This is a genomic window from Streptomyces sp. UF-297 (genome assembly GCF_058245575.1).
On sequence record NZ_JBSIBZ010000073.1, the window covers coordinates 43,584 to 54,744 of the forward strand.

An 11,161-nucleotide genomic window follows, 5' to 3' on the forward strand; every position below is an offset into this window, starting at 1 on the left:
TTCCCGGACAGGCATCTGCCGATGACTTCACGCTGCGATGCGCAACCTCCGGTATTCGGCGTGGACTTCGCGCGGAGGGCGGTAACCCACTGCCGAGTGAAGGCGCTTGTGATTGTACCAGAATTCGATGTACCGAGAGAGTCCGCCCCTCCGCCAGCCGGGCGGCTGGCTCGCCGCGATCGGCCTCCTGGTCGCCTACATCGCGGCGCTCTCCTGGCTGTCCGCCGCAGTGGGCCTGCTCGTCAAGTCCCCCGAGGCAGCCGGGGGTTTCACCTTCTTCGTGAGCTTCCTGCCCTACCCGAGCAGCGCCTTCGTGCGGACCGACACCATGCCGTCGTGGCTCCAGGGCTTCGCCGCCCACCAGCCCGTCACCCATGTCATCGAGGCCGTACGCGGACTGCTGCTCGGGCAGCCGTTGGGCTCGACGGGGTGGGTGGCGCTCGCCTGGTGCACGGGCATCCTCGCCGCCTCGGTTGCCGCTTCGGGAGCGCTGTTCAAGCGGCGCACGGCTTAGGTGTGTTCTCGGGCCCGCCGACCCGGCGTCCACAACGGCAACGGATGATGGCAATGGCTTCGCATATCCGGCAGCTCAGGGCCGTCGGCGTACAGTCGAGCGGACTCGGTTCAGTGGCGAAGCGACTGGGTTGGTTGTCAGAGGACAGCAGTGTGGTCGAGGCGGCGCAGTGACCGCCGGTGTCCGGTCTCAGTGCAGCAGAGCCGCGGAGTGACGGTGACCAGCAGTGGTGCAGGTTGGCTGAGACGACTGGGGCACCCTCCACTGGTATGGACCCCCAGTTCTAGAGGAGTTGTCAGTGACGGCTGTCACCATCCGGCCTTGCCCATCAGCCGTGAGTACGCCCGGTCACTCTTCACGGACCTGATGCAGAGCAGCTATCCCACTGGACCCTGACGAACTCTTTCACATGCCGGTCCTGCGGCAGCACGGTCACGTATTCTTCGGCGACATAGAGGAGACGTGTGGGCGACTGCGCGGGGGCAGTCGGTGCCCGCATTGGCCAGGGCCCACACGAAGTACCACTTGTCACGCTTGAGGGCGTGCGCGTCGTTGGCGATCGCCTGGACGGCCTGCCGTCCAGACCTGCGGGGCGTGATCGAACATGTCGTGCATGGCGCCGAGCGTACTGACGGCCGCCGGGCGGCGGCCGTTCCCACGCCGGAGCCAGGGCCACGCTGAATCGTGGGAGGTGCCGTTCCCGTTCTCAGGTTCGGACGGACCGGTCCGCGCAGGATTGCGTGCATGCCCGTGGGTTGCGGATGTCTCGGCCCCGGCCGTCTGCGCGGCACCTGGCGGATCGCGCCCGTGCGCGCAATGGGCCACCCGCCGGGCGCGGGGCTTGAGCCTGCCCGTGCGCGGCACGCAGGTCTCGTTCCCGCCCGGCAGAGAAGGTCCCGTACACCGCGTGTACGGGACCTTCACCGCATGGAGCGCCCGGCAGGCCTTGCACCTGCATTTCCCACCGGCAGGTGGGCGTCGTTCCTTGGACCACAGACGCGTGACTCCCGTGCTGTGCACCGGAGTTACGTAAACGATCATACAGGCTTCACCGGCTCCCGGTGACCGCGGCCGCCCGGGAGGCACTATCGCCGCCCTGCACCTGCCCGCGCTCGTGGGCCGGGCGCAGCCGCGGCTCTAAGCGCGGATCCAGAAGTTCTGCGCGTAACGGAGGTGGGCCCTGCGCAGGCACACGCGGGGTCTTGACATGGCCCTCGCCGGGCGTTCGATCGAAGTGTCAGCATCGTCCGACCACCCGGCGAGGTCGTGGTCAGTGTGCGCCCACCCATCGTGCTCGCCATGCCTGCGGGACCGAACCGGCCGTACTGTGCGCGAAGTTACGTGGCCCCTGGCGGGTGGCAGTGCGAGCGGTGATGGTCCAGCTGTCCCTCCACGGCCTCTCCCCAGCTCAGATCGCCGCCGTGCTGGAGTACGACCCGGCCACGGTCCGGTGCTGGATCGGCCGGTTCAACACGCATGGGGTAAACGGGCTGGCCGACCGGCCCCGCAGCGGACGGCCCCGCCTGGGCAGCCCCCGGCTCGGCGCCCGCATCAAGGCCCTGCTCACCCGCCCCGGGCCATGGTCCGTGCCCCGGCTCCTGCAGCACCTCGGGCGACCGTACGTGAGCCGCCGCACGCTCTATCGACCGGTGCGGCAAGTCGCCTTGTGGTGGCGGCCCAAACTCATCGCCAAGGGCGATCCCCGGCGCGATGCGACCCTGGCGGCCCTCGCAAAACGCCTGCGACTGCTGCCGGCCGGAGCGGTGGTGTGGCCACCGACGAAACCCACCTGCACCTGCTCCCGCACATCCGCGCCGGCTGGACCCTGCCCACCGCGCGGCCGCACATCACCACACCGGGCAAGAACCGCCAGCTCACCGTGCTGGGCGCACTCGAAGTCACCACCGGTACCTGGTGCTACCGTCTCGGCCGCCGCCGCGCGGCCGACTTCGTGAGCCTGCTGCAGCAGCTGACCACTGCCTTCCCCACCGCACCCGCGACCGTGGTGATCTGCGACAACGACCAGATCCACCACGCCCGCACCGTGCGGGACTTCGTGGCTGCCCAGCCAGGGCTGCACCTGTGGTACGGCGCCCGCTACAGCCCCCACGACAACCCCGTCGAACGAATCTGGGCCGCGCTGAAGGCATACATACATCGCCAACACCCCCTCTCCTGGCCGGCCCGGCAACGACAGATCCACGCATTCTTCCGAGCCCGCTCACCCGCCTGGAAAGGCGCTTAGCTCTCGGCCGCGACACCGCGGCGCGGGCCTGCCCGAGGCCGCCTCGGTCGGTTGCGGCTTTTCGGGATAGGTGACACCAACTGCGCCGACGGTTCGGGGGCGAGGCTGATCTGGTCACGTTGCTTGACACCAGAAGGCCGAGATTGTTGATGCCTGCTCCCAGGTTTCGTACCAGTTGACACCGACGGTCGGGGGCGCATTAGCGTCCCGGCAACTCACAGTCCGCAGCGAACTGGTCCGCCACTGAGAGACCTGTTGCGCAGTCGGGGCAAGTGGCGTTCCCGAAGAGGAAGGTCACCGCGGTGGCGAGCGCGTGCTGGCCATCAGCGACTGCAATGTCATGGAGGTGCAGGCCCAGGCCGTCCAGGCGGTCGAGTTCGGCCGGGCGAAGCGGGGTCTTGTCTACGTCGTCGTCCAGGGCGTAGTCGCTGCTGGAAGCGAAGAAGCCGTGCTCACCGATGGCGATGAACAATCTCGTACCGCATCCCGGGCAGGGGAGCTCGAATTCTCCATCGACGAGCCCGTCCAGGTACTGGCTCCAGACCGGGACACCCTCAAATCCCAGGATGGCTTGCAGCAGATAGATGTACTCGTCTGGATCCGAGAGCGTCCGCAGCTGCGCGTTCGACATCCGCAGCAGTGCCTCGATCTCCGCCGAATACCTCTCGCGGACATCACCGGCACCATGACGCTGTCCGGCACCGGCCATGATCGACCCTGCCAAAATCAGCGAGTCCATGCATTGCTTCGCGCTGCCTGCGGCTGCCCTGGCCGTCAGCCAGGGCAGTGCCGCGAAGCTGGCCGAGTAGACGCTGCCCTGATGACACAGGGCGGACCACAGGTCATTCCAGAGCTCACCGTCCGGGCTTTCTTCTATCCGGTTCATCAAGGCCGGTATGTCTTGTGCGGAACCGTAGGCATGGCTGAGCTGCGACCAATCTGTCATACAAGGATCAAACCAGGTCACGGGAACGGGCCTTCACGCCGCCTGGGACACGCATGACGCATACGCCGCGAGATCTCCCGCGAACCCGCGAGCCGAAGCGCAGCATCACGACTCTGTTGGTGACCCGGGACGTGGCCGGTGTCAACTGCTCGAGCGAAGTCATCTATACGGTTGGGCCCGCTGGCCCGTTACTGGGGCGAGCCCTTCGAACTTGCCTCGCCCGCCCGGAAGTTCACTGCGTTCAAGGGGCAGAAGAACTTCACAGGAGAGTATTGGGCAGCAGCCTCACGTTCCCTGGTTCGCAGCTTCCCGCTCTCCGGGTCCATCGCCCCGGGCGTCCCGATGACGGCCCTGTGCGACTGCTCCCGATCCAGCCCCGCCTTGCGCAGCGCCCCGTCCACGGCGTCGGCGGCCAGGCGCGCGGTCCGGTGCGGGACGTCCTCGCCCAGCGCATCCGCCGCGACGTACGTCTCGCCGCCCCCCCCCGCCCCGTGATGTCGGCGACCACCGCGGCGATCCCCAGCGGGTCCACCGCCAGCGCGGCCGCCGGATCGACCTCGTACAGCTGCGCGTTGGGCCCCGGCCGCCCGGTCACATTCCCCGTCGTACGCACCAGCCCCGCGGCCTCCAGCCGCTCCAGCAGCTGCCGGGCGGTGGGCTTGGACAGCCCCGTCGGCTCACCGCGGCCCGTGCGACACCAGCAGATCGAGCGCGGCCCGGTCGTTCATGGCCCGCAGCACCCGCGGCGTCCCGGGCGTCCCCTGGCCTCCCGGCGCTCCGGCCATGACTGCCCACCCCGGATATGTTCCTCCCGTGACCCCACTCGACGCCACCGACCGCTTCCTGTCCGCCGCGGGCTGGCACCCGAAACGCGATATGTCCGCCCGGATCCCGGAACTGTCCCACTTCGTCATCACCGACCTCGCCCGCCGCAACTGCGAGGTCTCCCTCTTCCCGGCCGCCGAGGCCCTGCTGCGTTCCTATGGATTTCTCGATGTGCACTTTCCGTACGGCCCGGGACGCACCGAACGCTTCAACACCTGCGCGCGGTACTGCGCCGACAAGGCGGCCGACATCACCGAACTCGCCGCCGACTTGGGCGAGCCCGTATGCCATCGGCTGGGCCAGCATCGAAGGCGGCCTCGCCCTGGTCTCACCCGACGAGCGGATCCACTACATCCACCACACCGGCTTCTTCTTCCTCGGCACCGGGATCCGCGCGGCCATCTTTGCTCTCCACACGGGACAGGTGCGCCCGCTGGACCGGCGCCCATAAGGTGGTCCCTGATGCGAGGGATGAAGAGATGAACGGCGAAGAGATCCGGCAGTGGCTGGCCGGGAACGGCTGGAGCCCGGACCGGGACATCGGGGAGAAGGCCCGCGAGTTCATTGCGGAGGCCACTGCCGATTCGGTGGCGGAGGGATATCCGGTCGTCCGCACGGAGCCGGCGGAGCGGTTCATCCGTTCGTACGGACTGCTCGAACTGCGGGACCCGCGCGACCCGTCGGCCAAACTGGTCACCAATCCGACGGGCGGTTTCGACGGCGACTTCGCCGAGATTGCGGAACTCGCCCAGGAGTTGGACAAGCGGCTCTTCCGTATCGGCTACGACCTGCCCGAGGGCGGAATCCTCGCAGTGGCCGAGGACGGCTGCTTCTACTACCTCCACTCCACCGGGACCTTCTACGCCGGCGCCGACGCCTACGAGCTGTTCGGCAACTGGATGAAAGGTACGTTCCGCAGCCTATGGCTACGAGTCGAGGGGTGAACGAGATGCTGTGATGGCCCTCGACTTCGATCCGGCCGTCGTCGCTGTGGCCTCGCAGCCATTTTGCCTGGCCTGGTCGGACGGGGAACGGGATCGCGAGCACACCCGGACTACTTCGCGCGGCTTGCCGACGGCACTGGAGTGGTCGTCGATGTCCGGCCCCAGAATCTGGTCGACGCGGAGGCCCCCGAGGTCTTCGCTTTCACCGCGCGGATCTGCACCATGGTGGGCTGGCAGTTCCGGCTGGGCGGGGACCTGGACCAGCCCTTCCGGGCGCATCTGCGCTGGCTGGCGCGTTGCCGTCATCCGCGCTGCCACCGAACGTCGGCGGCGGACCGGCTGCGGGAGGTGTTCACCGAACCGCAGCTGCTTCTCGCCGGGGCCGAGCGGATTGGGGACCGGCTGGCAGTGTTGCCAGTGCACTACCACTTGCTCTGGCGGCACGAACTGACGGCGGACTTGGTCTCGGCTCCCCTTGGCGCCGCCACGGTAGTCCGCCTGGCGGCCCGGAGGCGGCCGTGAGGCCCGCGCGTCCGGGTCGGCTGCGGCTGGGCGACCGCGTCCGGTTCCAGGAACACACCTGCACGGTGGTCGGGCTGACCGGAATACGGGTCCGCCTGGCCGACGTCCACGGCACGGGCATGCTCGTCAACGTCGCAGGCAGGCAACATCGTCCTATGACACTGCTCTCATCGTGATCAGTCGCCGCGCAGCCGTACGTAGCGTGCGGTGCTGTGCCATCCGGTGCCCATCTGGAGTTCGACGCGCAGGGTGGTGTCGGGCTGTACGGGATGGAGGAGCCGGCATCGATGTCGAGGACCTGCTCGCCGAGGTGTCCGTCCAGCGCGTCGGCGAGCTGGCGGGCCTGGAGCGGGGCCAGCTGGGGCGAGGTCAGGACGCGGGTGCCGTCGTCGAGTTCCACGAGCAGGGCGTGCGGGCGGCGAGGGGTGCCGGTGATGCCCAGGAGCCGGGCATCAGCGGTGTCGCTGTGCCGGACCTTGAGCCAGCCGGCGCGGCGGGAGTAGGGCATCCAGGGCGCCCGCCGGCGCAGGCGCCGGTCACTGACACGGCCGGACAAGAAGGCCAGGCCGGCCCCGGACCTGATCGGCCGCGACTTCCATGCCGAGGTGCCCGGCACGAAGCTGGTCGGCGACATCACCTTCCTGCCCACGGCCGAGGGCTGGCTCTACCTCGCCTGCTGGCTGGACCTGGCCACCCGTGAAGTCGTCGGCTACTCGATGGCCGACCATCACCGCGCCACCCTCGTCATCGACGTCCTGAAGATGGCCGCGGGACGCGGACGGCTCCAGCCCGGCTGCATAGCGCATTCGGACCGCGGCAGTGAATACACGTCTGACCAATTCCGACGTGAGATACGCGAGTTGGACGTCAGGCAAAGTTGTGGGAGCACCGGGGCCTGCTTCGATAATGCCGCCGCGGAGAGCTTCTGGGCCCTGCTCAAAGAAGAGATCGGTACCCGCGTCCGGCCCGACCGGGCCACCGCTCGCGCCGAGGTCTTCGCTTTCATCGAAACGTTCTACAACCGTCGCCGCCTGCGCAAGCACAAGGTCTTCGGCTATCTCACTCCAGCCGAGGCCAGGCAGCGGCAAGTACTGGCGCAAGTAGGTCGCCAGCGACTCCGACTGATGGGCAGAACGAATTGCAGGAACCATCGCCATCCTCCTCGACAAGAACCGACGCGGTGACCCGCCCGGCGATCTTCGATCGTCCCAACGCAGCCCCAGCCGCGCCCCCGCATTGCTGTGATTGGCCGATAGCTGCTCCCTGACGGTGCCGAAGGCGGACCCGCCCTGCGCCCTCCAGGGCACAGAGGGTGGGGAAGGGGCAGCGGTACGCCCCGTCCCAGCGCTACCGTGGACACGACGCCACGCCACCGCCAGGAGCCCGCCATGAGCGACCACGAGCAGCAGCCGGCCCCCGACCGCCAACCGGTCACCGCCCAAGGCGCTGACGCGCTGCGCGCCTACGCGGCCAAGACCCGCTCCAGCGCCGACCAACTCGCCGCCTTCCTGGAAGACGTCGCCACCAACGGGCTGCCCACCCCAGACTCCACCACCCCCTGGGAAGTCGTCCGCGACCGCCGTCTCACAGAACTCAACACCCAGCGAGGCCACGTCGCCTGATGGGCAAGCACAGCGGCCGCCGCGCCCGCATCGCCTTCACCGACGGCGCCATCGACCAGATCAACAAACTCTCCGAAGCCGAGATCCACGCCCTCGACCGCGCCCTGGCCGCCCTCTCCGTCGACCCCGACATGGGCACCCCCATCCCCGCCTCCGACCCCGAACTGCGGCGCTACGACGACGACATCGAAGACGTCACCGTCATCTACTACGTCACGGCACTGCGCACCGTCATCGTGGTCGCATACGTAGAAGCCTGACCGGCCGCAGGACGACGTCTCCTTCAAGCTGCCCGAACAAGGCCCGATAGTGACGGTGCGTTATGTACCAGGGGCTATGGCACAACAGTCTGAGCCCTATGACACAGGTGGCTTTCTACCCCGTTTGCGCACTCTTTCTGTGACACGGGACGGGCTGTGAACGGCGGCGATTTTCCCCATTCCCGACGTCACGGAATGGGCCCTGGGGATCGCGGAGTTGGCTCCGTGGTCCCCAGGGGGATGCCGGACTTCCCAGGCCGCCCGACAGGCAGCCGGGTCGTCAGGGGCGGGGCGGTCTGTCAAGGAGGAGCGCAGCTCACCGCCTTGGCGGCGCCGAAGCCGTCCTTGACTGGCCGGCACGGCCCGCACACTTCGAGGTCGGGCGGCCTCACTCGCGCCCAGATCCTTCGTCCCCACGCCCGACCCTGGTGACGAAGGCGTCGCGATGGGGAAAATCGCCGCCGCTGACACTTCCATCGTTCGTCCCTCTGCTCCGGGGCCGGGGTGGCCCTCGTGCCCTACAGGCGTCGCGGGACAGAAGAGTGGGTTTCTTAACAAAGTTGAGGCGGACGTGATGCCTGGGGCGGCGATTTCCCCTTGGCGGAGTCGCAAGGCCGCCGGCTGCCGGCAGCGACAACCCACCACGACGATCCCACTCAGGGAGAGCTGAACCCATCGAACTTTGACGGATGCGAGTTGGTGTCGTCGGAGATTGATCGTGCGGGCCAGAGGCGCTGGTCGAGCCGGTCCCGGCATCGTCCTGAGGGCCTTCGCAGATGCATAGCAGGTGCGTGCTGAGCACCCTGGTCAGGGGTGCGGGTGGATGGTGTAGGGCGGGGTCAGGGTGTCGCGGGGATCGATGAACCTGAAACCGGCCGAGCGGACGGCGTCGATCAGCTGCGGGAGTGCGGCGACGTCCAGAGGTGGTCCGGTGGTCCCGGAGGTGCCGACGTGCATCTGGAGAATCGCTCCGGGGCGCAGATGCAGCAGCGCCTGCCGCAGGACGCTGGCCGTCGACTGGCCGCCTTCGGGGCCTTTGTAGCCGAGGGTGCCGGTGACCCACTCCAGGGCGACCTTCCCTGCGTGGTTGACGGTGCGCAGGCTGTCCCTGTCGTACTGGCCGTACGGGAAGCGGAAGAACGGCGCGAGCGGCCGGCCGGCGGCCTTTTCGATGGCCCGCTCGGCGGCGTGGATTTCGTGCAGTTGGGCCGATCGGGGCAGGAGAGGGAAACGCGGATGGGTGTGGGAGTGGTTGCCGATCACATGGTCTTGGGCCAGTGCCCGCACCGCTTCCGGGTGCCGTTCGGCGAAGTCGCCAGTGGGGAAGAAGGCGGCGGGCACCTGCTGCTCCCGCAGAATGCGGAGTGCGGCGGCGATGCCCTCGGTGTTCCAGGCAGCGTTGAAGGTCAGCGCCACGGCTTTGACGTCGGTGGGGAGAACGCGCACCGCCTTACCGAAGAGGCGGGGGTCGGGAGGAGGTGGCGGAAGGTCAGTGCCTGCGCTCTCGAACGCCGGGGCATCAGTCGCCGTCGTCAGGGTTGCGGTGACGGCGGCGAGGCCAAGGGCTGCGAATCGTCTGCGTCGCATGGCACTCCTGGGTCGGATGTAGACACCCGAAGGCTATTGCAGGGCGAGTGGCCTGCCGGTGACGCGCCGCCGGGTGTCCATGGACAGCTTTGAGCCGGACGACGAGACCGCCCCGGCGGCTGTCCGCAAGTTCTACGCCGCCTGCCGTCAGGTCACCGACGCCGAGGCAGACCGCCCCCCGGTATCCCCTGCTACGAGCTGAGCAGCAGTGACGGATGGCTCGTCACCCCACGTGAAATCATCGCAGCCCTCGGCTGGTGGAGCGTGACACCCACCCCGGCCCGCAGCGCAGTCGCCAGCCAGCTCACTTGGTGGCCCGACTGGATCCGCTACCTCAAGCGCGCCCGCCACCAAGGCGGGTTCCGCGTCCACTGATCCTCTCCCACGTCCGGCGCGGGACATGCGACGTGAGCCTCACGGCTTGCTGCATCGCATCCCGCGCCGGGACTTCTCATGCCCGCACAGGAGACGCCGTGGCCAGCCCCCGGCACGCCGAGGAATGCCGTCGAGCAGCGTTGCCCGCAGGGCGGAGCCGAAGGGGGCACGGCGAGCGCATCACCCTCGTATCCTGTACCGCATGGCAGAGGACAGGTTTCTCGACATGGCAGGCATCGCCGAGAAGACCGGTCTGGCGTACGCCACGGTGCGCTTCCACCACAACAAGGCCGAGGCCCGGCGCCGCGAAGGAGCCTCCAAGCGCGGCGACTTCCCACCGCCGGACGAAACCTTCGGCCGCTCCCCGGTCTGGTACGAGTCCACCATCGACACCTGGCTGGCGAACCGGCCCGGCCGCGGCGCCGGCGGCGGCCGTCCGCGCAAGAGCCCCCAGGAGTAGGCCATGACGCTGCGCGTGCTGTCCGTCCGCAGCCCCTGGGCCTGGGCCATCTTCCACGCCGGCAAGGACGTCGAGAACCGGACGTGGAGCACGCCCCACCGCGGCATCATCGCCATCCAGGCGGGACAGGCCCCGCAGTGGGCGCGCGGGTGATGCTGCGCGCGATGGGTATCGACGTCCCGTCCGACCTTCCCGTCGGAGTCGTGCTCGGGGGCGTCGACCTCGTCGACGTCGTACGGGACTCCGACAGCCGGTGGGCCGTCGAGAGCCTCTGGCACTGGGCGCTCACCGACCCCCGGCCGCTTGCCACACCGGTGCCGTTGCTCGGGAAGCAGTCGCTGTTCCGGGCGCCCGAGGACGTCGAGCAGGCAGTCAGAGCTCAGCTCCAAAGAACTCCTAACAGAACGATCTTTGAGGCGGCTGGATCACTCCGAGCTGATGATCCGGGTGTGCGGGGTGGCAAGGCCGAAGCGGGCCTTCCGAGCCCGTCGCCCTATCCCTTCTGCTCCCCGCTGCCCCCGAAGGGCCCGCACGGCAACCGGCTGCGCACAAGCCGCACGCCCTGACCGCGACGAGCGCCACCGCGAGGTCGACGAGCAGCATCACCGGGGTGCCCGCGTGGACGGGAGGGAGCGGAGCGGGGTGACCCTCTGCCACCCCACGACACGCTGAGCCGCCTGCCGCACGGAACCCGGAGCCAGGGGCCGGAACTATCGAGTCATTTGGGGCATGCCTTAACTAAAGCATCATTGAATGCCAAACTAATCATTTCATGCTTAGATTCCCTCTATTCATGCTTGGCCCAGTGGCGATGGGCGCTGGGGCGCGGTGGGGGGGGGGGGGGGGGGGGGGGGGGGGGGG

12 protein-coding genes and 3 pseudogenes are annotated in these 11,161 nt (G+C 68.5%); 12 read left to right on the forward strand and 3 right to left on the reverse strand.

Annotated elements, in window-relative coordinates; translation table 11 throughout:
- Positions 1-157: 157 nt before the first annotated feature.
- A pseudogene (locus tag AC4IJH_RS32130) lies at positions 158-514 on the forward strand (ABC transporter permease); the annotation flags it as partial.
- A gap of 1,275 nt (positions 515-1,789) precedes the next feature.
- Positions 1,790-2,741, forward strand: a pseudogene (locus tag AC4IJH_RS32135) (IS630 family transposase); the annotation flags it as partial.
- Positions 2,742-2,958: 217 nt separating this feature from the next.
- On the opposite strand, the gene AC4IJH_RS32140 reads toward AC4IJH_RS32135, so the two are convergent.
- Positions 2,959-3,705 carry a hypothetical protein gene (locus AC4IJH_RS32140; protein ID WP_490855452.1) on the reverse strand — a complete coding sequence of 249 codons (747 nt, stop codon included), beginning with the start codon at positions 3,703-3,705 and terminating at the stop codon, positions 2,959-2,961.
- A 299-nt stretch (positions 3,706-4,004) separates the two neighbouring features.
- Positions 4,005-4,490: pseudogene (locus AC4IJH_RS32145) on the reverse strand (helix-turn-helix domain-containing protein); the annotation flags it as partial.
- Positions 4,491-4,518: 28 nt separating this feature from the next.
- Between AC4IJH_RS32145 and AC4IJH_RS32150 the strand changes: the two are divergent.
- From AC4IJH_RS32150 to AC4IJH_RS32175, 6 genes are all read left to right on the forward strand, one after another.
- Positions 4,519-5,013: an SUKH-3 domain-containing protein gene (locus tag AC4IJH_RS32150; RefSeq protein ID WP_490855453.1), complete on the forward strand. Its 495-nt coding sequence runs from the start codon at positions 4,519-4,521 to the stop codon at positions 5,011-5,013.
- Positions 5,010-5,474, forward strand: coding sequence for an SUKH-3 domain-containing protein (locus AC4IJH_RS32155; protein ID WP_490855454.1), 465 nt, complete (start codon positions 5,010-5,012; stop codon positions 5,472-5,474). Before AC4IJH_RS32150 ends, AC4IJH_RS32155 begins: the two co-directional genes overlap by 4 nt.
- 141 nt (positions 5,475-5,615) lie before the next feature.
- The gene (locus tag AC4IJH_RS32160) at positions 5,616-5,996 is read left to right on the forward strand and encodes a TnsA-like heteromeric transposase endonuclease subunit (RefSeq protein WP_490855455.1); all 381 of its coding nucleotides are present in this window, start codon (positions 5,616-5,618) and stop codon (positions 5,994-5,996) included.
- Between the two features lie 506 nt (positions 5,997-6,502).
- Positions 6,503-7,180, forward strand: coding sequence for an IS3 family transposase (locus tag AC4IJH_RS32165; protein WP_490855464.1), 678 nt, complete (start codon positions 6,503-6,505; stop codon positions 7,178-7,180).
- Positions 7,181-7,384: 204 nt separating this feature from the next.
- Positions 7,385-7,618: a hypothetical protein gene (locus AC4IJH_RS32170; protein ID WP_490855456.1), complete on the forward strand. Its 234-nt coding sequence runs from the start codon at positions 7,385-7,387 to the stop codon at positions 7,616-7,618.
- Positions 7,618-7,878 carry a hypothetical protein gene (locus AC4IJH_RS32175; RefSeq protein WP_490855457.1) on the forward strand — a complete coding sequence of 87 codons (261 nt, stop codon included), beginning with the start codon at positions 7,618-7,620 and terminating at the stop codon, positions 7,876-7,878. The genes AC4IJH_RS32170 and AC4IJH_RS32175 overlap by 1 nt, the downstream gene beginning before the upstream one ends.
- Positions 7,879-8,685: 807 nt before the next feature.
- On the opposite strand, the gene AC4IJH_RS32180 is transcribed toward AC4IJH_RS32175, so the two are convergent.
- The gene (locus AC4IJH_RS32180) at positions 8,686-9,324 is read right to left on the reverse strand and encodes a polysaccharide deacetylase family protein (protein ID WP_490855458.1); all 639 of its coding nucleotides are present in this window, start codon (positions 9,322-9,324) and stop codon (positions 8,686-8,688) included.
- 220 nt (positions 9,325-9,544) lie between these two features.
- On the opposite strand from AC4IJH_RS32180, the gene AC4IJH_RS32185 reads away from it, so the two are divergent.
- From AC4IJH_RS32185 to AC4IJH_RS32200, 4 genes are all read left to right on the forward strand, one after another.
- Positions 9,545-9,667: a hypothetical protein gene (locus tag AC4IJH_RS32185; protein WP_490855459.1), complete on the forward strand. Its 123-nt coding sequence runs from the start codon at positions 9,545-9,547 to the stop codon at positions 9,665-9,667.
- A 375-nt stretch (positions 9,668-10,042) separates the two neighbouring features.
- The gene (locus AC4IJH_RS32190; protein ID WP_490855460.1) at positions 10,043-10,300 is read left to right on the forward strand and encodes a helix-turn-helix transcriptional regulator; all 258 of its coding nucleotides are present in this window, start codon (positions 10,043-10,045) and stop codon (positions 10,298-10,300) included.
- Positions 10,301-10,303: 3 nt separating this feature from the next.
- Positions 10,304-10,453 (forward strand): ASCH domain-containing protein, encoded by a 150-nt coding sequence (locus AC4IJH_RS32195; RefSeq protein ID WP_490855461.1) that lies wholly within the window; start codon positions 10,304-10,306, stop codon positions 10,451-10,453.
- 11 nt (positions 10,454-10,464) lie between these two features.
- Positions 10,465-10,866 carry an ASCH domain-containing protein gene (locus AC4IJH_RS32200; RefSeq protein WP_490855462.1) on the forward strand — a complete coding sequence of 134 codons (402 nt, stop codon included), beginning with the start codon at positions 10,465-10,467 and terminating at the stop codon, positions 10,864-10,866.
- The last annotated feature ends 295 nt before the right edge of the window (positions 10,867-11,161 follow it).